19 protein-coding genes and 1 riboswitch are annotated in these 22,876 nt (G+C 36.0%); all 19 genes read left to right on the top strand.

Going from position 1 to position 22,876, the window contains the following annotated elements:
- The first annotated feature begins 46 nt into the window (after positions 1-46).
- The 19 genes from GJU32_RS00445 to GJU32_RS00360 all read left to right on the top strand — a co-directional run bounded on the left by GJU32_RS00445 (position 47) and on the right by GJU32_RS00360 (position 22,855).
- Entirely contained in the window at positions 47-1,219 is a 1,173-nt protein-coding gene (locus GJU32_RS00445; protein ID WP_155589997.1) for an acetyl-CoA C-acetyltransferase, read from the top strand.
- A gap of 116 nt (positions 1,220-1,335) precedes the next feature.
- A complete protein-coding gene (locus GJU32_RS00440; RefSeq protein WP_155589996.1) occupies positions 1,336-3,120 on the top strand; it encodes an acyl-CoA dehydrogenase family protein in 1,785 nt (594 codons plus the stop codon).
- A gap of 62 nt (positions 3,121-3,182) precedes the next feature.
- Positions 3,183-3,371, top strand: a complete 189-nt coding sequence (locus GJU32_RS22990) for a hypothetical protein (protein ID WP_230874883.1) — start codon at positions 3,183-3,185, stop codon at positions 3,369-3,371.
- Positions 3,328-3,684 carry an arsenate reductase family protein gene (locus GJU32_RS00435; protein WP_155589995.1) on the top strand — a complete coding sequence of 119 codons (357 nt, stop codon included), beginning with the start codon at positions 3,328-3,330 and terminating at the stop codon, positions 3,682-3,684. The genes GJU32_RS22990 and GJU32_RS00435 overlap by 44 nt, the downstream gene beginning before the upstream one ends.
- A gap of 229 nt (positions 3,685-3,913) precedes the next feature.
- Positions 3,914-4,294 (top strand): glycine cleavage system protein GcvH, encoded by a 381-nt coding sequence (gcvH, locus tag GJU32_RS00430; RefSeq protein ID WP_155589994.1) that lies wholly within the window; start codon positions 3,914-3,916, stop codon positions 4,292-4,294.
- Between the two features lie 91 nt (positions 4,295-4,385).
- Positions 4,386-4,727: a toprim domain-containing protein gene (locus tag GJU32_RS00425; protein ID WP_155589993.1), complete on the top strand. Its 342-nt coding sequence runs from the start codon at positions 4,386-4,388 to the stop codon at positions 4,725-4,727.
- Between the two features lie 14 nt (positions 4,728-4,741).
- A complete protein-coding gene (locus GJU32_RS00420) occupies positions 4,742-5,053 on the top strand; it encodes a thioredoxin family protein (RefSeq protein WP_155589992.1) in 312 nt (103 codons plus the stop codon).
- A 56-nt stretch (positions 5,054-5,109) separates the two neighbouring features.
- Positions 5,110-5,213, top strand: a riboswitch (SAM riboswitch).
- A gap of 84 nt (positions 5,214-5,297) precedes the next feature.
- Positions 5,298-6,326, top strand: coding sequence for a methionine ABC transporter ATP-binding protein (locus GJU32_RS00415; protein WP_155590688.1), 1,029 nt, complete (start codon positions 5,298-5,300; stop codon positions 6,324-6,326).
- The gene (locus GJU32_RS00410) at positions 6,316-6,984 is read left to right on the top strand and encodes a methionine ABC transporter permease (protein WP_155589991.1); all 669 of its coding nucleotides are present in this window, start codon (positions 6,316-6,318) and stop codon (positions 6,982-6,984) included. Before GJU32_RS00415 ends, GJU32_RS00410 begins: the two co-directional genes overlap by 11 nt.
- A 69-nt stretch (positions 6,985-7,053) precedes the next feature.
- Entirely contained in the window at positions 7,054-7,902 is an 849-nt protein-coding gene (locus GJU32_RS00405; protein ID WP_155589990.1) for a MetQ/NlpA family ABC transporter substrate-binding protein, read from the top strand.
- Positions 7,903-8,121: 219 nt separating this feature from the next.
- Positions 8,122-8,988, top strand: a complete 867-nt coding sequence (locus GJU32_RS00400; RefSeq protein ID WP_155589989.1) for a response regulator — start codon at positions 8,122-8,124, stop codon at positions 8,986-8,988.
- A complete protein-coding gene (locus GJU32_RS00395) occupies positions 8,985-10,031 on the top strand; it encodes a HEAT repeat domain-containing protein (RefSeq protein ID WP_155589988.1) in 1,047 nt (348 codons plus the stop codon). The genes GJU32_RS00400 and GJU32_RS00395 overlap by 4 nt, the downstream gene beginning before the upstream one ends.
- A complete protein-coding gene (locus GJU32_RS00390; RefSeq protein WP_155589987.1) occupies positions 10,028-11,449 on the top strand; it encodes a glycosyltransferase family 2 protein in 1,422 nt (473 codons plus the stop codon). Before GJU32_RS00395 ends, GJU32_RS00390 begins: the two co-directional genes overlap by 4 nt.
- Positions 11,446-14,625: a hypothetical protein gene (locus GJU32_RS00385; protein ID WP_155589986.1), complete on the top strand. Its 3,180-nt coding sequence runs from the start codon at positions 11,446-11,448 to the stop codon at positions 14,623-14,625. Before GJU32_RS00390 ends, GJU32_RS00385 begins: the two co-directional genes overlap by 4 nt.
- Positions 14,626-14,792: 167 nt before the next feature.
- On the top strand, positions 14,793-15,968 hold the full coding sequence (locus GJU32_RS00380; protein WP_155589985.1) for a dicarboxylate/amino acid:cation symporter: 1,176 nt from the start codon (positions 14,793-14,795) through the stop codon (positions 15,966-15,968).
- A 498-nt stretch (positions 15,969-16,466) separates the two neighbouring features.
- Positions 16,467-17,792 (top strand): nucleotide sugar dehydrogenase, encoded by a 1,326-nt coding sequence (locus GJU32_RS00375; protein ID WP_155589984.1) that lies wholly within the window; start codon positions 16,467-16,469, stop codon positions 17,790-17,792.
- Between the two features lie 16 nt (positions 17,793-17,808).
- Positions 17,809-19,239: a polysaccharide deacetylase family protein gene (locus tag GJU32_RS00370; protein ID WP_230874882.1), complete on the top strand. Its 1,431-nt coding sequence runs from the start codon at positions 17,809-17,811 to the stop codon at positions 19,237-19,239.
- Positions 19,239-21,107, top strand: coding sequence for a glycosyltransferase family 2 protein (locus tag GJU32_RS00365; RefSeq protein ID WP_196426546.1), 1,869 nt, complete (start codon positions 19,239-19,241; stop codon positions 21,105-21,107). The genes GJU32_RS00370 and GJU32_RS00365 overlap by 1 nt, the downstream gene beginning before the upstream one ends.
- Complete coding sequence (locus tag GJU32_RS00360; protein WP_155589982.1) at positions 21,104-22,855, top strand: polysaccharide deacetylase family protein; 1,752 nt, start codon at positions 21,104-21,106, stop codon at positions 22,853-22,855. The genes GJU32_RS00365 and GJU32_RS00360 overlap by 4 nt, the downstream gene beginning before the upstream one ends.
- The last annotated feature ends 21 nt before the right edge of the window (positions 22,856-22,876 follow it).

Below are 22,876 nucleotides of genomic sequence, written 5' to 3'. Positions count from 1 at the left end.
ACAGAATAGATCAATCTTGCACATGAAACAAAGGGGGATTAAAACGATGCGTGAAGCCGTTATTGTAGCAGGAGCACGAACTCCAATTGGAAAAGCAAAAAAAGGTTCTTTAGCAACAGTGAGACCAGATGATTTTGGTGCGGTCGTTGTCAAAGAAACATTAAAAAGAGCAGGTTATGAAGGGCCGATTGATGATTTAATTTTAGGATGTGCGATGCCAGAAGCGGAGCAAGGAATGAATGTTGCACGTAGCATTGGTGCACTTGCTGGATTACCAGATACAACTCCTGCTCTAACAATTAATAGATTTTGTTCATCAGGTTTACAGGCGATTGCCTATGCAGCAGAGCGAATCATGCTAGGACATTCCAAGGCGATTGTTGCTGGTGGTGTGGAGTCGATGAGCATGGTGCCAATGGTGGGGAATACACCACGCTTAAATCCGACGTTAGCTGAAACAGCTCCACAATATTATATGGGTATGGGGCATACAGCTGAGGAAGTAGCTCGTCAGTACAATGTCAGTCGAGAAGATCAAGATGCGTTTGCTGCTCGTTCACATGCACTTGCTGAAAAGGCGATTAAAGAAGGTAAATTCAATGATGAAATTGTTCCAATTGAAGTGGAACAGCATTATGTAGATGATAACAATAAACCACAAGTGAAAAAATTCACTTTTAATATGGATGAAGGAGTACGTCCAGGTACATCTGTTGAAGGTTTGGCAAAACTACGTCCAGCTTTCCATGTGAAGGGCAGTGTGACAGCTGGTAATGCCTCTCAAACTTCCGATGGTGCAGCAGCTGTATTAGTGATGGATCGTGAGGAGGCTGAAAAGCAAGGCCTGGCTCCAATGGCAAAATTCCTAGGCTTTGCAGTTGGTGGTGTACCTCCTGAAGTAATGGGAATCGGTCCAATTGTTGCAGTGCCAAAAGCGCTAGAAATTGCAGGATTATCAATAGATGACATTGATTTATGGGAAATCAATGAAGCATTTGCTTCACAATCATTACAGGTGGTTCGTCATTTAGGCATCGACCAAGATAAAGTAAATGTGAATGGTGGAGCAATTGCATTAGGTCATCCACTAGGTGCAACCGGAGCTATATTAACATTAAAGCTTATTCATGAATTGAAGCGTCAAGGGAAGAAATATGGTGTGGTGACAATGTGTATTGGTGGCGGCATGGGTGCTGCTGGCGTATTTGAAATTTGCTAGATAAGCTTGAGGTGTACTGTTTACGGTTGCCTCCGAATATCGTATACGTCAAGCTTTTCTATACATGTTTATTAGGGGAATAGACTATCAAATTAATACATTGGGAGGAATTTATCATGACAGAAAAAACAACAGATTTCATTAAAGGCGGCGGATTTCTTACTGAAGATGTGGAATTAGATCGTGTGTTTACACCAGAAGATTTCACTGACGAGCATAAAATGATTGCTAAAACGACAGAGGAATATGTTGCAAATGAAGTATTACCTGTAGTTGAAAATTTAGAGCACCATGAATTTGAACATTCAGTGCGTCTCTTGAAAAGTGCAGGTGAATTAGGTTTACTTGGAGCAGATGTACCTGAAGAATACGAGGGACTGGGATTAGACAAAGTTTCTTCAGCACTAATTGCTGAAAAAATGTCCGTTGCAGGTGGCTACTCCATCACACATGGAGCACATGTTGGTATCGGTTCATTACCAATCGTCCTATTCGGTAACGAAGATCAAAAGAAAAAATATTTACCTAAGCTTGCTTCAGGTGAACTAATTGCTGCATATGCATTGACAGAACCAGGTTCAGGTTCAGATGCTTTAGGAGCAAAAACAACGGCAAAATTAAATGATGCAGGAACACATTATATTTTAAATGGTGAAAAGCAATGGATTACGAATGCAGGTTTTGCTGATGTATTTGTTGTGTATGCAAAAATCGATGGCGATAAATTCTCTGCATTTATCGTAGAACGTGCATACAATGGTGTTTCAGTAGGACCTGAAGAGAAAAAAATGGGGATTAAATCATCATCAACTCGTACATTAGTTTTAGAAGATGCAGAAGTACCTGCGGAAAATCTATTAGGTGAAATCGGTCGTGGGCATGTGATTGCCTTCAATATTTTAAATATTGGTCGTTATAAACTTGGTGTTGGTACAATTGGTGGATCTAAACGAGCATTGGAGTTAGCAATTCAATATACAAACCAACGTCAGCAATTTAAAACAAAGCTTTCAGATTTCAATCTAACAAAAGAGAAATTATCAACAATGGCTTCTCAATTGTATGCGTCTGAATCATTAAACTATCGTACTGTTGGTCTATTTGAGGACCGTTTAAGCCAGCTAAGCCTAGAAGAGCAAAAGCAAGGGAAAGTAATTGCTGGTGCTATCGCTGAATATGCGATTGAATGCTCGATTGCCAAAGTGTTTGGATCAGAAACATTAGATTATATTGCTGATGAAGCGGTACAATTACATGGTGGCTATGGCTTTATGGCTGAATACGAGGTGGAGCGAATTTATCGTGACTCTCGTATTAACCGAATTTTTGAAGGTACAAATGAAATTAATCGTATGATTGTACCTGGTACATTTATGAAGAAGGCACTAAAAGGCGAGCTACCACTATTACAAGTTGCTCAAAAATTACAGCAAGAGCTTCTAATGTTAATGCCAGAGGACATTGGTACAGAGCCATTAGCGCAAGAAAAGTATCTAGTGAAAAATGCGAAGAAAATTGCTGTATTAGCAGCAGGCTTAGCAGCTCAACGTTTTGGAGCTAAGCTTGATCAAGAGCAAGAAGTATTGGTGAATATCGCGAATATTGCTAACCAATTGTTTGCAATGGAGTCAGCTGTATTACGTACAGAAAAAGCAATTGCTCGTGATGGCGCTGAAAAAGCACATCAAAAATTGCTATACACACAAATCTTCTGCCAGGAAGCATTCGCAGAAATTGAGAAAGAAGCAAAAGATACAATTCTTGCTTCTGCAGATGGCGATGCAGCACGCATGACATTATCAGCACTTCGTAAGCTTACGCGTAATAACCCTTACAACTTAATTGCGAAGAAACGTGAAGCTTCTGTTAAACTAATCGAAGCTGAAAAATATATTGTTTAATAGCACACTTAACTTAGCTATCTGTGAGAGGATAGCTAAGTTTTTTTGTATGGACGGGTAGAATGGTGAAAGTGATGGATAGAACAGATAGAGAGACAGATAAAATAGTGAATGTGATGAATAGAACAGTAAAAATGAGAGAAGTTCCACCATTCGAAACAATTATGATGGTATACTACAGAAAAAAGACAGTAGAGGAGCATTTTAATGACGATTCAATTTATCCATTATCCAAAATGTACGACATGTAAAAAAGCACAAAAGTGGTTAAATGATCATGAAGTTTCCTATGAAGAGGTACACATTGTAGAGCAACCACCAACAAAGGATGAAATAACTGCATTATGGCAAGCAAGTGGACTGCCTTTGAAGAAATTTTTTAATACATCTGGCATGAAATATCGTGAGCTTGGCTTAAAGGACAAGCTAGCTGAAATGACTGAGGACGAACAGCTTGAGCTTCTTGCCTCTGACGGTATGTTAATTAAACGTCCAATCGTAACAGACGGAAAAAAAGTCACATTAGGGTTTAAAGAATCAGATTTTGAGCAAGCTTGGAAATAACCGTATTTATCTCAGTTCAGCACTTACCTCTATATGGTAGTCAGATGCATGATCTGAAGCAAGATAAGTCTTCAATGGATGTTACAGATTGCTGAAGGGGAGATTTTCGATTGAACTCGAAAAAAATCTGAACGCAATGACGCCGAGACGTAATTGAATCTTGTTTTTATAGGAGAAGTATGGCACACTGAAAGTGAATATATTACATATTTATGGAGGGGTTTATTGCATGAGCACACCTAAAGACTTACGTTACTCTGAAGAGCATGAATGGGTAAAAGTAGAAGATGGAAAAGTACGTATCGGTATTTCACACTTCGCGCAATCTGAACTTGGAGATATCGTTTTCGTTGAGCTTCCACAAGTTGGCGATGAAATCAAAACAGATGATCCATTCGGTAGTGTAGAATCTGTAAAAACAGTTTCTGAATTATACGCACCAATCTCAGGTACAGTAGTTGAAGTAAATGCAGATTTAGAAGATAGCCCAGAATTCGTTAATGAATCACCATATGAAAAAGCATGGATGATCGTTGTTGAGCCTGCTGATGCATCAGAAATTGAAAAACTAATGACAGCAGAGCAATACGAAGAAATGATCGCTGAATAAGACAAGCCATAATCGAAAAACGTCGGAAACTACCGACGTTTTTTGTTATATAATGACTTATAAGTGGGGATGTCTAAATGGAGGTGGCGTAATGTTCGAGGGAAAATGCTTGATAGTAGAAGGACGCTCAGATAAGCTACAAATTGAGCCTATTTTGAATGAGAATGTTACTATACTATGTACGAATGGTACAATCGGTGTGCATCAATTAGAAGTGCTACTCGATCCATATGAGGGCTGCGAGTTATTCACTTTTTTTGATGCAGATTCTTCTGGAGATAAGCTACGAGCATTAATGGACAGACATTATCCTGAGGCTGAGCATTTACGTACTATGCCAACATATAAGGAAGTAGAGACTACACCAAGAAAAGTGTTAGCGATGATTTTACTTCGTGCACATTTTTCAATCCATAATGAATATATTTTGTAAGGTTGCGTGAAAAAATGGAAGAATGGTCAGCAGAGCAGTGGGAAGCGGCTAAACAGTCGGGAGAAAAAGCTGCATTTTATTTATATACGCCCATGTGCGGAACGTGTGCAGTGGCATCTAAAATGATGTCGATTATTGAACAATTACTGCCACAGCTACAAGTGGGCAAAGCTAATATAAACTTTTTAGAGAATGTTGCATATGAGCATCAAATTGAAAGTGTCCCATGTTTGCTCGTCAGTGATGGCGGAAACGTGACAGATAAAATTTATGCTTTTCAATCCGTACCGTTTTTGTACGAATTGTTAAAAAAATCAATTGACTGAACTTTACTAGCGTGGTAAAGTAACAACTATATTATTAAAACATTAAATATATCGAACTCTTATAAAGAGTGGCGGAGGGAAGTGCCCTATGAAGCCCGGCAACCATCACAATGTGAAAAGGTGCCAAATCACTCAAAGATTTTTCTTTGAAAGATGAGAGAACGGTTTAACGTATAATTACGTGACCCCTTCTACTTGTCTATAAGTGAAGGGGTTTTTCTATATGAGAAAAGGAGTATTCGCTATGATCCAGCTTCAAAATATTACAAAGAAATACAAAACAGCAAATGGCGAATTAACGGCAGTCAAAGACGTCAGCCTTACGATCAAACAAGGTGAAATTTTTGGCATTATCGGCTATAGTGGCGCTGGTAAAAGTACCATGATTCGTTTATTAAATGGTTTAGAAAAACCGACATCAGGGAAAGTAACGGTGAATAATCAAGAGTTTTCATCGATTAAAGGGCAAAAGCTTAGAGCAGCTAGACAAAAAGTAAGTATGATTTTCCAACATTTCAATTTACTTTGGTCTAGAACAGTTGCAGAGAATATTGCCTTTCCTCTAGAAATTGCAGGTGTTTCAAAGGCTCAACGTGATGCACGAGTGAAGGAATTAATTGCACTTGTAGGCTTAGAAGGACGAGACAAAGCCTATCCATCACAGCTTTCTGGTGGACAAAAGCAGCGTGTAGGGATTGCACGTGCATTAGCTAATAATCCAGAGGTTTTACTATGTGATGAGGCGACATCTGCACTCGATCCAGAAACGACGGATGCCATTCTCGATTTACTGGTTGATATAAATGATCGTTTAGGATTAACAATCGTACTGATTACCCATGAAATGCACGTCATTCGCAAAATTTGTCATCGTGTAGCGGTGATGGAAGCAGGCGAAATTGTAGAGCGTGGTGAGGTATTGCAAGTTTTCCAAGCACCGCAAGCAGCTATTACCAAAAAATTTGTATCTCAAATTACAGACACAAAGGAAACGCAGGATACGGTGGCGCAGATCAAAACAAATTACCCAACTGGACAACTTGTTAAGTTGATTTTTGTAGGGGAGAAAACCGAACAGCCTGTCATCTCACATCTTATAAAACAATTTGATGTGGAAGTTAGTATTGTTCACGGTAATATTTCGCAAACAAAAAATGGTGCATACGGTACACTCATTGTGCAAATTGATGGCTCGAAGGCGAATGTGGCAGATGCCCTTCGTTATTTAAATACAGTCGAAGTACAGACGGAGGTGATTGCAGATGCTAACTAATCTCTTTCCGAACGTAGACTGGGAAAATATGTGGCAAGCTACGTACGAAACATTGTACATGACGGCAATTTCTACTGTTGTCACATTTATTCTTGGGTTAGTCATTGGTATCGTGCTGTTTTTAACAAGTCCCAATCAGTTATGGGCTAATAAAATTGTCAACTTTTTAACGGGTTCACTCGTTAATATTTTCCGTTCCATTCCATTTATCGTGTTAATCATCTTATTAATTCCATTTACGAAGTTTTTACTTGGTACAATTCGTGGCGCAAATGCGGCTTTACCCGCTTTAATTATTGGTGCAGCTCCGTTCTACGCACGTATGGTATTAATTGCATTACGTGAAATTGATAAAGGTGTCATTGAAGCAGCTCGTTCAATGGGGGCAAAAACATCCACAATTATTTGGAAAGTACTGATCCCCGAATCATTACCAGCACTAATTTCTGGTATTACTGTAACGGCTGTTGCTCTTGTTGGGTATACTGCGATGGCAGGGATTATCGGTGCAGGTGGTCTTGGTAACTTAGCTTTCCTAGACGGCTTCCAACGAAATCGCCAAGATGTGACATTAATGGCAACTATTTTGATCTTAGTAGTCGTATTTATCATTCAATGGATCGGTGACTTACTTACTGAAAGAATTGATAAACGCTAGCAGGAAATACGTGGTTATTCCGGTTCTTACCGCTAACATATTTTAAACAAATAAAAGGGAGTGTCATAAATGAAGAAGTTATTAGCAGGATTATTTTTATCAATACTTGTCCTAGCGTTAGCAGCATGTGGTACTGATAAAAAAGAAGATGCAAATTCAGCATCGGATAATACAGATAGTAAAGAGAACGTAACATTAAAAGTAGGTGCTTCAAATACACCACACGCAGTGATTTTAGATAAAGCAAAACCGATTTTAGCTAAAGAAGGCATCGACCTAGAAATTGAAACATATACAGATTATGTTTTACCAAACCAAGATTTAGATTCAAAAACACTTGATGCAAACTATTTCCAACATATTCCTTACTTAGATTTGCAAATTAAAGACAATGGCTATGATTTCGTGAATGCTGGTGGCGTTCATATTGAACCAATCGGTATTTACTCTAAAAAACATAAAACATTAGAAGACCTTCCTGAAGGCGCAACAATTTTACTTTCTAACTCAGTATCAGACCACGGTCGTATGCTGTCATTATTAGAAGCAAAAGGCTTAATTAAATTAAAAGAAGGTATTGATAAAACGGCAGCAGAATTAAAGGATATTGAAGAAAATCCAAAAAACTTTAAATTTGATGCGAATACTGCACCAGAAATGCTTGTACAAATGTACGAAAACGATGAGGGTGATGCAGTACTAATCAACTCTAACTTTGCAATCGATAACGGTTTAAACCCAATCGAAGATGCTATTTCTCTTGAAGACAAAGAATCTCCATATGTAAACATTATTGCAGTTCGTGCAGGTGATGAAACAAAACCAGAAATTAAAAAATTATTAGAAGTATTAACTTCAAAAGAAATCCAAGACTTCATTATAGAAGAGTGGAAAGGTGCAGTAGTACCAGTAAAGTAATGAATAAATCTAGAAAAGGGTACGTAAGTATAGATGCTTACGTACCCTTTTCTATGTTTAATTGTTTACAAAATGCAATTAACCTCAAGATGTACTTCCAATAATTATGTATAGAAAATATATAGCAATATTTATTACTATAGTAATGTTGTTTATCTATCAAATAAATGATAGAAAGTAATAATAAATATAAATTTATACAATATTGGAGTGATCCTAATGGATGATATAATAATCGCTCATGAAATCATGCAAGAACATGAAATAGAGCGATACTTTGAAATATGGCGTGAAAGTGTAATGAGATCACGTCTTACTATAACAGCGGTCTTTTTAAAAATAGCTAATACTACTGAACCAAATACAAATCATCAAGTGACCTCATTTTTACAGTCTAAATTACGCAAAACAGACTTGCTTTTTCAATTATCCGATGGAAATCATTGGGGTATATTTTTTTTGCAAAGTAGTGATGTGGAAGCTAGAGCGTTTTTAAAACGAATATTTGCTATCTTAAAAGCTGAACGGAAGCTCCAACATATTGCTTTAAATGCCTCAATAACAGAAATAAGAAATAATAATGTCATGTTTGAAGATTTGTTAGTTAAAAATAAAGAAATGCTAGCAGGGGATGAGCAATTAACTTGGACTATAACGGAAGTAAAAGATTATAGTGAACAACCAACTGAACTAGTGAAAGTAAGCATCATTGAACAAAATGCAATTTTTAGGCAAGTATTAGAGTCGGGACTGAACCGATTAGACATCCCACATTTCACGTTAGAGGTTAAAAACTATGAGGATGGTTATAGCTTTTTACAATCTGACAGCTATAAGACAGGACATTTGCATTTAGTTATCATGAATGATATTTTACCTCGTAAAAACGGTTTAGAAATTTTGCACATTATGCGGAATATGCCAAATGAAAAGAAATTTATTATATATATGTTGTCAGAACGTAATTCTGAGGGAGCGGCATTGAATGCTTATGAAGGTGGGGTTGATGAATATATCGTCAAACCATTCAATTTACGTTTGCTAGAGGCAAAAATTAAAAGAACATTTGCGAGGTTTTGGCTATGATCAAGCTGTCTATTTCTTTTCTTATCACGATAATAGCCATTTTACTAGTTGTGCTTTTTATCTTTATGGTGTACTTGCTTGTTCAACGACAGCGTGAGAGTCATTTTGAAAATGCACGTGATCGTTATATACAAAATTATTCTCAACTCTGGTACGACTACTTATTCAATAAGGAACATTTTAGTATGGTGCTTGTACCTCGAGGAAGAGCTCAGGTAGAGGCGATTGAACTAATTTTTTCATCGTATTTAAAAAATATAATCAATGAAAAAGTGCAGTGTGACATTAAACAATTCTCCAATCAATATTTAAAAAAGTTCTACGAAAAGGATTTATTAAGCAAACGATGGAGTATTAGAATGAATGCTCTCTATCGAATTGCAGACTTACAGATAGATGAGTTGCTAATTATGTGTCAAGAATTTGAGAAAACCAAAATTTCAGAGGAAGAGTATTTTCAATTGTTGAAAATATACTCAATTTTCCAATCTAATTTATTTATGGAAAAGATAAAAATGCCAATTGTAAGTTATTCAGAAAGTGAATATAGAAGATTATTTGTATTATTAGAGGACGATGTATTTATTAGATTTTTTGATGATTTTAATAGTTGGCCAGCCAATATTCAATTTGCAGTGATTGATACTGCACCTGTAAAAAGAAATATGCAGTATATTGATCAATTAAAAAAATTATTAAGCCATGATGTAGCGGAGATCAACATAAGAGCATTAAAAGGCCTTTATGAAATGGGTGTTATAGATGAGATTGAATCCTATATACCGTTTGTGACTTCGGATATGTGGGAAGCAAGATTAATGGTCGCCAAGGTTTTTAAACATGTTCCCCTTACTTATTCCTACAGTTATTTAGAGCAGCTTCTTCAGGATGAGAATTGGTGGGTCCGTTCACAAGCAGCGAAGACTATCGTGGAAGATCGATATGGTATAGCTAAATTACAGCAATTCATTGAATCCTCTAATGACCAATATGCCATTGAAATGGCACAGGAAATTGCAGCTAGAAAAGAGGAAAACAAGTGAAAATAATAGATTATGGCATGTTGTTATTTGGAGGCATTATTTTATTTTATATGCTTTTCGTTATCGTTTCGTATTGTGCAATGTTTATCATTGCCATGCTTGATTTAAGAAAAAGCTATCGATTAGATCCATCAGAATATGATGATGCACATATAGATGCCTTTTATTCAAAACCTGTATCCTTACTTGTTCCTGCCTATAATGAAGAAGTAGGGGTCGTAGATACAGTTTATTCATTATTAAATTTACGTTATCCCCAAACAGAAATTATTATTATCAACGATGGTTCGACAGATCAAACACTTCAAACAGTGATTGAACATTTTCAAATGAAACCAATAAGTAAAATTGTTCGGACAAATATCCCTACAAAACAAATTAAGCAAATATATGAATCTGAAATCTATAAAAATTGTATTTTAGTAGATAAAGAAAATGGTGGTAAGGCGGATGCATTAAATGTAGGCATAAATGTGTCTCAATATCCGTATTTTTGCTCAATTGATGGAGACTCCATTTTAGATGAAAAATCTTTACTTCGGGTGATGAAGCCGATTATTTTATCTGATGGCGAAGTCATTGCAGCAGGAGGTAATATTCGGATAGCTAATGGGGCAAAGATGCAGTATGGTTCTATTTATGAAACACAGTTACCTACAAATTATCTAGTGATCATGCAAGTGATCGAATATTTGAGAGCATTTTTAATGGGACGAATAGCCCTTAGTAAATTTAATTTAGTGCTTATAATATCGGGTGCATTTAGCGTTTTTTCTAAAAAATGGGCTGTGGAAGCAGGGGGATATTCAACAAATATTATTGGAGAAGATATGGAACTTGTTGTTACTATTCACCGACTTATAAAGGAGAAGAAGGAAAAAAAGCGTATTGAATTTGTACCTGACCCAGTTTGTTGGACTGAAGCTCCTCAAACATTAGGCGTACTTCGTAATCAACGAAGACGATGGCATCAGGGGTTATTTGAAAGTCTATGGAAGCATAAAAAAATGACCTTGAATCCTAGATATGGCAAGATCGGGTTTATTTCATTCCCCTATTTTTGGCTAGTAGAATGTCTAGGACCTATTGTTGAGCTAGGCGGATACATTTATATTGTTATAGCATTCTTCTTAGGTAAAATTTATTACGAAATTGCGCTCATACTACTATTACTATTCGTTATTTATGGTGTTATTTTCTCAATAGCAGCGATATTGTTCGAATCTTGGAGTATGAATACTTACCCGAAAAAAAGAGAGTTATTACGCATGATTCTTTTAGCGTTTACAGAAATTTTTTGGTATCGCCCACTTACACTGTTTTGGCGTTGTGAGGGATTAATTCGTTTTCTGTTAAGAAAAAGTGATTGGGGAAATATGAAGCGTGTCGGCATTGCTGAAAAGGAGAAAAGTCAATGAAACGAATCTATATAGGGGTTATGGTCATACTAATCCTCATTATTATCCCTGTTGCATGGTGGTACTTGGGTGATGAAAAACAGCTAAATGTGGCGATTATAGACAAAACGGTTCCAAATGAATCCTACCGAGAGCATTTAGGCGTAAATTGGTTTTTAAACCATTATAAATATAGATTAAAGGATGAACCATACGATGTGAAAGGTGACTATTATGGTACGATTCCGAATGACGAAACTAAAAGCGTCGTAGAAAAAAATCTACCAAAGGACTATAGTGACTATGATGTCATCTATTTGGCAGATACGTATGGTGTTTACAAAGATGATTTACAAAAAGAAAAACGTTTAGGTGAACGTTCTGAAAAAATTGTTGGTGGACTTGAACAGAAAGAGTGGGAAGCAATCGTAGAACGCTTAGCGAGCAAAAAGAAGAGTATGTTAATTGCCGAGTATAACACGTTTGCCTCGCCAACATCAGAGGCTGTTCGGAAAGAATTACAGGATTATTTAGGAATCACATGGTCCGGTTGGATTGGACGTTATTTCGATGAGCTTGATTATCATAAAAATTTAGAAATACCACAATGGGTCATAGACGACTATGGTGATGATTGGCCCTATAAGGGTGGAGGCTTTTTACTATTTAATGAAATTACACAAAAGCTCCTTGTTCTAGAATCGGATAAGCATGTTAAATCTGAAGGTATTCAAGTACAGTTTACTGAAGAAGGAAAAAAATACTTTGATTCTTCTGCAAGCGCACAATACGATTATTGGTTTGACATTATTACACCTAAATATGCTGATGAAGCACTGGCAAATTATAAATGGGATTTAACAAAAAAAGGAACAAAATTGTTAGAGGAAAACGATATTCCAGAGCAATTTGCAGCAATTGTAGCCCAGGATAAACGCTATACATCTAGTTATTATTTTGCAGGTGATTTCAATGATATAGCACGTGTTCCTACTATTTATAAGATCAAAGGGCTACCGACAATCTATAAATATGCCGAGAAGTATGCAGATAGTTCCTTTTATTGGTCTATTTACATACCAGTAATGTATAAAATATTTGATACATTTGAACACAAAAAGGTTCAGGAAACTGTAAACCATGAGGAATTGAATTATAATGCACGTATTCAGGGGCAATCATTTGAAGTATTAAGAGATGGAGAATGGGAATCTATCGTTTTTAAAGGTGTCAATATTGGGATGGGGAAACCTGGAGCCTTCCCTGGAGAGGCAGCGATAACTGAAGAAGAATACTATCGATGGTTCCATCAAATAGCAGAGATGAACGCCAACACGATTCGAGTCTATACACTCCATCCACCAGGGTTTTACAGAGCTCTTGCTAAATATAATGAAGAAAATCCAGCTAAACCACTATATGTTTTACAGGGAGTTTGGATTAACGAAGAGGGATTATCAGATACATTGGATGCCTATGACAAAGATACTTTAGAAGATTTTCAATTTGAAATGAAACGAATGGTAGATGTAATCCACGGGAATATGTATGCGGCGCCACGACCAGGACATGCATCTGGCTTATATGATGTGGATGTATCTAAATATGTTATTGGTTGGGTATTAGGAATTGAATGGTATCCCCATATGGTTGTTGGAACCAATGAAAAACATGCGAATATCGGACAATACAATGGTACATTTTTTGAAACAAAAGATGCTACACCATTTGAGCATTGGTTAGCGGAACAAATGGATCTTATTACCGTTTATGAAAAAGAAAAATATAATTGGCTACGTCCAATGAGTTTTACGAACTGGGTTACAACTGACATACTAGAACATCCATCGGAACCATCTGAGGATGAAGATTTAGTCGGCGTCAATCCAAATGTTATTTATACAAAGGGAGAGATGAATGTACCTGGTCAATTTGCTTCTTATCATGTGTATCCATACTATCCTGACTTCTTTAATTATGATAAAGATTATTTGGATTATGTCGATTTCAGAGGGAATAAAAATAGCTATGCAGGTTATTTAAAAGAGCTTCATGAGGCCCATCAGATGCCTGTTCTTATTGCGGAATTTGGTATTCCTGCATCCCGTGGTAAAACACATGATAATGTATATGGTTGGAATCAGGGGCAAATGTCAGAGCAAGCACAGGGAGAAACACTTCAACATTTATTTGAGGATATTATGCATGAAGGTTTACTGGGAGGACTTGTTTTTACATGGCAAGACGAGTGGTTTAAACGTACATGGAATACAATGGATTATGATGATTCAAATCGTCGACCATTTTGGTCCAATGCACAAACCAATGAGCAACAGTTTGGTTTAGTAAGCTTTGATAGACTGAAAGTGAAAGTAGATGGCAATACAAACGAGTGGAAAGGTCAGCAACTATATGATACTTCACCAAACGATCCAAACGATTTTGCGATAGATTATGATGAGCGATATTTGTACATTAAATTAAAAAGTGAGACGTTAGCAAATACCTCCCCTCGCATTTTACTAGATGTTGTGCCAGATCAAGGGAATACTTCAGCTACATCTATTAAAAATTTAACGTTCTCAAATGGCGTTGACTTTATAGTTGAGCTCAATAAAAATGGTAATTCTAGAGTAGTAATTGATGAATACTATGATTTCTATGATTATTTTTATGGCCATCGTTTAAATTTAGTTGCTCCTCGTATGGCTAGTGTCACTAAAAATAGTGGGAAGTTCGCACCTATTTACTATGTGTTGAATAAACAACTGTTTTTACCTGAGCAAAATATTACAACAGATTTTAGTTATTATGAAACAGGAAAATTAAATGAAGGAAATGCTAATCCAGAAGCGAAAGATTATAATTCATTGGTTGATTATACATGGACTGATGACAACATTATCGAGCTTCGTATCCCATGGTTATTAATTCAGGCCAAAGATCCTAGCCAGCGTGAGTTTATAGGTGACCTTTATAAGGATGGGATTATGGCATCCACTAAAGTAAAAAATATTTATATTGGTGCATTATTTGTAGATAAAGAGAATCATGTAGTGCAATCAATGCCAGCAGCTAATCAGCACATTTTACCACCACTTTCAGCTTACACGTGGGAATCATGGCAGGTACCAGTATATGAAGAACGCTTAAAACAATCCTATTACATTTTACAAAAGGTATTTAAAACATATTAAAAGAACTTAGGGTAGTATTTTTTCTACCCTAAGTTCTTTTTTTGAAAATAAGTAATAATTTTATCATTCCGTCTATTAGCAAAGACCTATTTAATAGTATAGATATATGGTAAATTACTGTTAATACATTCTAGAAATACACTTGTTTTTTTTAGGAGGACAATTCAATGAAATTTAAATTTGGTCTTTTGGCTAAAATTATCGTTGCTATTTTACTAGCTATCGTACTGGGAAATTTTTTACCAGAGCCAATAGTGCGCGTATTTTCAACATTTAATAGCTTGTTTGGGAACTTTTTGAACTTCTCAGTTCCGTTAATTATTATCGCATTTATAGCACCAGGTATAGCACAGCTAGGAAAAGGCTCGGGAAAGTTATTAGGGTTAGCAACGTTTTGTGCTTATTTTTCAACAATTTTCGCAGGAATCATGGCTTTTTTTGTTGCGAATACTATTTTGCCTCACTTTATTAGAGATGGTGCGATGACAAGCATGGATAATCCCGAAGGATTTTTAGCCGAGGCATTTTTTAACATCGAAATGCCACCGCTTATGGGTGTAATGACCGCATTAGTTTTTGCCTTTATTGTTGGTATTGGTATGGCAGCTATCCAAAGCGATGTGATGAAACGTGGCTTTGAGGAGTTTAATATTATTATTGAAAAGTTAATTTCCTTTGTGATTATCCCGCTTTTACCGTTCCATATTTTCGGTATTTTTTTGAATATGACATTTGGTGGTCAAGTGGTAAAAATTTTATCAGTCTTCGCTGTAGTATTTATACTGATCATCATAATGCATTGGGTAATTTTAATTATCCAGTATACAACGGCAGGTATACTCAATAAAAAAAATCCAATAACATTACTTCGTACGATGTTGCCGGCTTATTTCACAGCTTTGGGCACACAATCCTCTGCAGCAGCTATTCCTGTTACGTTACGTCAATCACAGCAAACAGGTGCATCAGAAAGAGTGACGAATTTTACTGTTCCATTGTTTGCAACCATTCATTTATCTGGAAGTACGATTACATTAGTGACTTGCTCTTTAGGCGTTATGTTAATGAACGGCATAGATATTAGTTTTCCGACATACATAGGTTTTATTTTTATGCTTGGTATTACTATGGTTGCAGCTCCAGGAGTACCAGGGGGAGCAGTGATGGCAGCTATAGGATTGTTACAGACAATGCTTGGTTTTGACGAAACAATGGTGGCATTGATGATTGCTCTCTATCTAGCACAAGATAGCTTTGGTACGGCAACCAATGTAACAGGTGATGGTGCATTAGCCATGATTGTTGATCGCTTTAGTAACAATAAAAAAGTGCATGAAAGATAACATAAATACCCTCAAGTATCGATGAATACCGACGCTTGAGGGTATTTTTAATGATAATTTTCAAAAAGTAAAAAATGTTAATTTTCTAATTATTAACATTCGTCAGTATTGTTTTTATTTATTTTCTTTTAGAGTAAATAAGTGATCCTAAAATTAATTATTATATATCATCGAAATTATTACACGAATAGTATCCAAACTTTTTAAAAATAGGTGTTTTGTAGCAGGTTTTACAATTGTTTAGAAATTGTTTAGTTGCGATTAGTACTATATAAACATTAACAAAGCTTTTTTGAGTCTAATAAAATTTTATTAATCTATTTTGAAAAAAAATCATATGTAAGTATGTAGCGATGAAAGGGGTTTGTACAGAACGGTGATGAGAAGTGAAGAATTACTTAGTAGAATGCTTGCCATGAACCAATTATAGCCAATGAATAGGAAAAGAAAAATTAACATGAACATTGAAAAATAGATGAGATGAAGGAGTAATTTTTTATGACAATAAAAACGAAATCACTAAGCTCAGCTTTATCAAAAAAAATCCAAACAAAAAAAGCGACAATTGGGGTTATTGGACTTGGCTATGTAGGATTACCATTTGCTGTCGAAATGGTTCAAAGAGGGTTTCATGTTGTAGGCTTTGATAAAAATCAAGCTAAAATCACACAGATACAAAACGGTGAGAGTTATATAGCTGATTTACCTAAAGAAAATATACAGCACATCATCCAAAGTAATCAATTTGAAGCAACGAATGATTTTTCAAAACTATCGCAAGTGGACGTTGTGATGATTTGTGTACCTACACCAACAACTGCAGAAAGAACGCCTAATATTTCATATATAGAAGATGCAACCCATAACATCGGACAAAATATGAATACCAATTCGTTAGTCATTCTTGAAAGTACAACTTACCCTGGAACAACTGAAGAAATTGTCCAGCCCATTTTAGAAAAGTATGGTTTTGTCATTGGACAGGATTTATTTTTAGCTTATTCACCAGAACGGGTTGACCCAGGGAATATCAATTTTTCCGTTTCAAATACGCCGAAAGTAGTTGGGGGAATAACAGCAGCATGCCTAGAAGTATCGAAGATTTTTTATGAAACGGTCATCCATACCAATGTTTGTACAGTAACAAGCCCTAGAGTGGCTGAAATGGAGAAATTACTAGAAAATACGTTTCGCCAAATTAATATTGCCCTTGTCAATGAGCTAAGTCAGATTTGCTATAAAATGGACATCGATATTTGGGAAGTCATTCATGCTGCTTCTACAAAGCCGTATGGTTTTATGCCATTTACACCTGGTCCAGGAGTGGGGGGCCATTGTATTCCAGTCGATCCTAAATATTTATTATGGGCTGGGCAACAACATGGTATTTCTGCAACATTAATTGAGGCAGCAGATAAAGTCAATGATTCCATGCCTAACTTTGTTGTGAACAGATTAGAAAATTACTTACTTATTCAAAATAAAGAACTGTGTAAGGCAAACATTGTTGTCATTGGAGTCACTTATAAGCCTGATATTAATGATTCACGTGAATCTCCAGCACTTCGTGTTATTCAACAACTACTAGATAGTCAGTGCGAACTAAAGATTATCGATCCCTTTATTGAAACATTCTCTGTAGAACAATCCCTATTAAACACGGTGCCATTAACAGCAGAAATAATCCAACATGCAGACGCGGTATTAATTTTAACGAATCATTCAGCTATAGATTACTCTTTAATTGATCAACAAGCTTCTTTAATTTTCGATACACGAAATACCCATTTTTTGTTTAATAATAAAAAATATTACAAGTTATAAGGAGAATTCATGGGAAATGAAACAACTTAAACTATGTGGCCTGCTGATTATGTTGGTCTTAGCAGGGTGCCAATCCGCTCCGAAAGAAACGATTCATCCAGTTGATTCTTCCATAGAAATCAAACAATCTAATGGTACTATGAGTGATTTAATCAGTCATGCCAATATTGTCGTTCCGAAAGTTGCCTTAACGTTTAATGGCTTTGCAGATAACGAAACGATGGAGTTGCTACTAACGAAATTAGAAGAATCAAATATGAAAGCTACCTTTTTTTTAGAGGGGATGCGTGTTGCTCAGGAACCAGAGCTTGTTAAAGACATTTTACAGAGGGGACACGAAGTACAAAACGGTACATTGACATTTCCAGATGTATCCACTTTGGATTATGACCAAACATATGAAGAAATCATATTAACCAATCAAATTTTTGAAGAACATTTAGGCTATACACCGAAATTTGTTCGCAGTCGTTCAGGAGATGTTACAGATAATATGCGTCTAGCAACTGCGGCTCTAAACATGAAGGCTGTTATTGGATTATCTATTAATCCACTTGATAGAAACATGCAAAGTGCGCAGGAGCTGATCAACTATATTGGCAAATATATTGATAGAGGCTCAATCATTCATCTCAACACTTATATAAATCCAGCTATTATTGATGCCATTCCTTTACTAGAACAATTAGCTAAGGAACGTGAGTATTCCATAACTACTTTAAGCGATGTGTTAGATGAACGCTATTTAACAAAGTCTGTAGAAGAAATAGCTGGTTATGATGCTGTCCGTCCTAATTTAAATTATGAGCATGTTCAGCCGAATTTATATTATCGAAAAGAGACGACCAAAAAGGAAATTGCCATTACTTTTGATGATTGGGCACATGAAAAACGAGTAAAAGAAGTGCTAGATGTTTTACGTAAATATAATATTAAGAGCACATTCTTCTTAATCGGTAGCGGAGTGGAGAAGAATCCACAGTTAGCAAAGATGATTGTAGAGGAAGGTCATGAGGTAGCAAGTCACTCTTATTATCATCTAGATGTTACGAAGATGACACCTGAAGAATTGCAGGAAGATTTAGTAAAAGCACATAAGGCTTTGACCTTTGCATTACAGGAGCCGCCGTTGCTTTATTTCAGGCCAGCACAGGGAATAATGGATGAGCAAACGGCCAAAATCATCACCGCTGCGGGAATTGAAACTATTGCCATGTATGATATTGCTTCTTTTGATTGGAATTTAGATTACACGGCACAGGACATTTATGAACGCGTGGTATCTAGAGTTGCGCCAGGGAAAGTTATCGTTATGCACATTTTAGATGGAACAAATACAGTAGAAGCACTGCCACTAATTATTGAAAAGCTGCAACAAGATGGTTATAGCTTTAGTAAAATGTCGACTTGGATTGAAGAAGATTCCAATAGGGATGTGAATGACTGATGAAAACGAAAAAAGAGATTTTAACGATACCGCGCTCTGATCGACGGATTCTATCAAATATTCCTGATCCCGAAAATGTAAGGAGCCCAGTGAACCGACGCGGAGCCTCCTATCAGAAAGAGGAAATTGACCCTACAGACGTGAACGAAATATATCGTCTTCAACAATTAAGTTTACGCTATGAAACTCACTTTGAGGTTCAAATTAGACGAGCTAGACGCCAAATAAGTGCAGATCAATACTTTGCAGAGGATATTTCGGTAACAGGTATCCTTATTTATTCCAACCAACCCCATCATTTGTTAATCGACGAAATTCTAACAATGAATTTTACGATACCAGGTGGTGCGATGCCTGAGGGGTATGAAGCCAAGGTAAAAATAAAGGCTAAAGTTGTACGTTTTTTTACGAAAGAAATAGATGGACAAAAACGTTATTACGCTGCCTGTGAATTTTTAAAGCCCTTAAATGACTATATGATTAAAAAACGTTGGGGCATTTCTATTTTTATGGCCAGTTTATTCTTGTTGGTCGTATCGCTTATTGTCATGTTAATGAGAGCAGAAAGCGTGATTTATTTCAGGTTTAATAAATTTTTATATCTCTATAGTATTATTGCTGCAACGTTTCTACTAAGTAGATATTTATTTGGTATTTTCTATAAAAATGTGCCGATCAATCCGAAATTTGAACCAGGAGTTTCCATTATTATCCCTGTTTTTAACGAGGAAGAATGGATTCATCGGACGATTTCGAGCTGTATCAATCAATATTATCCTGTTGATAAATTAGAAGTGATCGTTGTGGATGATTGTTCAACAGATCTTACGGAGGAAAAGGCAAGGGACATGATTAGCCTTATTCATAATGAGGGAGAACGTTTTAGGACGAACGACCGCTTAAATTTTTATAAACTTCCTCAAAACGGTGGGAAACGTGAAGCATTAGTAGCGGGTGTTCATCAAGCAAAACATGATTTAGTTGTTTTTGTAGATTCAGATAGCTTTTTAGAGCCACATGCTATCCGCAATTTAGTACAGCCTTTCCAAGATCCGAAAATGGGTGGTGTGGCTGGTCGAACAGAGGTCGAAAATAAATTTACCAATGCCCTAACAAAACTACAGACTGTCCGCTATTATATTGCCTTCCGTATTATGAAAGCAGCTGAATCATGGTTTGATACAGTTACTTGCTTATCGGGGCCATTAGCATGCTATCGAAAAGAGCTTATTTTAAAAAATGAAACAGCATGGCTCAATCAAAAATTTCTTGGTCAGCCAGCAACATTTGGTGATGATCGCAGTATGACCAATTATATTTTGAAAACACATCGAACAGGCTATCAGGACAATGCCGTCTGTTCTACTATCGTTCCCTCTGACACAAAAGTTTTTTTATCACAGCAAATGAGATGGAAACGTTCTTGGCTACGAGAGTCATTAAGAGCATTTTTATTTATGTGGAAAAAGGAACCTTTTATGTTTCTTTTCTTCATCATTGGTTTAATTGTGCCGATTGCTGCTCCAATTGTCGTTGTTTACAACTTAATTTATGTACCGATGATGTACGGCATTTTTCCTACGACTTTTTTGATAGGTTTACTTTTAATGGCCATGTTAATGAGTCTGGCTCATTTATTCTTTAGAAAAAGTAAATTATGGGGGTTTGGCTTTATCTTTGTCCTCTATTATGAATTTATTTTGCTATGGCAGATGCCAGTTGCCTGGGTAACATTTTGGAAATCTACTTGGGGAACAAGGGAGACACCTCAAGACATTCTAGCGAAAGAAAAGAAAATAGAAAAGCAGAAATTACGAAAATCCCTATTTTTGATGTTGAAAAATAGAAAAATGGGTGAGAAGGAATGAAGGAAAAAAAAGTAGAACTACAGCCAATGAAAAAAAATCGTCGTAAATTCATACGTTCGATTGTGCAATTAATCATTGTTGTTTTGTTAGCGATGATTTTAATAAAAGCAGTTTTTCTGACAGAGAAAAGAACAGCCGAATCGGTACCATTAAACAATAAAGAGGGATTTATTGCCCTTTCCTATTTTGGTGTGAGTAGAAATGATTCGCCTAAATATGTCTCTAAAAAGAATTTAGAGGAACAATTAACATTGCTAGAAAAGCAAGGTTATCAAACAATTACGCAAACGGATATTTTAGATTTTTATCAAAAAGACAAACCATTACCAGAAAAAGCGTTGTATTTATCGTTTGAGGATGGACGAACAGACTCTAGTATTTTTGCTCAAAATATTATGGAAAAATTAAATTATAAGGCTACGATGTTTACGTATGCCAATAAAATGGATACTAGAGATAATAAATTTTTAAAGCCAAAAGATTTGAAGTTAATGGAGCGAAGCGGATATTGGGAATTAGGCTCTAATGGATATAGGCTAACCTATATTAATATTTTTAATGATAAGGGGCAGTCTCTTGGTGTGATCGATGAAAATAATGTCCCAAATAAAACAACGATAGAATACTATAACCACTATTTAATGGACTTTATTCGTAATCAATATATGATTCCAAGTGAAACACGACAAGAGATGGAGGCGCGGATTAAGAAGGATTACACGTTGATGAAGGATATTTATCAACAAGAGTTTGGAGAAGTACCGAAAGCCTATGCGATTATGCATGCCAACTCACTCTACAACAACATGGACCCATTGGTACAGCGTGTCAATGACAAGGAAATTAAAGACAAGTTTCGTATGCACTTTAATTTAGAGTTAGGTGCTTATAATGATCGACAAGCAGATCTTTATAACTTAAACCGATTACAAGTTTCGCCCTATTGGTCAACCAATCATGTCATGATGAAAATTCGTCAAGCTAGTAAACAGAATGTAGAATTCAAGATTGGGGATCATCAATTAGCACAAGAGTGGAATGTGATAAATGGTGCGGCAGAATTCGAAAACAATGAGATCACGTTAACGTCAGCACCATCTAGTGAAGGCAGAATTCTGTTAAAGGAAGCACTACCAGAACACTATAATGTGAGTTTTGCTTTTAATGGGAATATTGTTGGTCAGCAAGCTTTTTACGTAAATTATGATGAAAAAACAAATAGCTATTTGCGCGTTGCATTAGTTGATAATGACATTGTAATAAGTGAAAAATTGCCAGGAGCAGGAATTGTTGAAAAGGAGCGCTTTCAGTTAAATGAAATAAAGTGGAATGAAGAGGAATATGCATTTAACAAAGCGACCGTTTACACCTACCAAGATACACAAAAAGGGTCTCGTATTAATGAAAAAGAATACCCAAGAAACTTATCAAAAAAAAGATTATTTAACATTACCGTCAATAAGGATAAAATAGAAATAGATGTAGATAATGTATTATCCGAGACTGTTCAAATAAATCCAAAGTTACAAGGGACACAGATTGGATTTGGTGCGTTGTATAGTAAAAAGGATACTTCACATGAACAGTATGCAGATGATATTTACGATACCTTATTGGAGGATATTTTGATTTCAGACAATAAGAATCAAACCATTTTTACAAACCAATATACGAATTTCGAGAAGGTTAAAAATAAAACTATAGCTATGTATAATCATGTTGTGGATTTCTTTATTGAAACCTTCTAAATCGGGGTGAAATTTGATTCA

It is taken from the genome of Lysinibacillus cavernae (genome assembly GCF_009724685.1).
Lineage (GTDB): Bacteria > Bacillota > Bacilli > Bacillales_A > Planococcaceae > Lysinibacillus > Lysinibacillus cavernae.
Note: the sequence above shows the minus strand (reverse complement) of the source record. Positions and strands in the feature narration are given on the sequence as shown.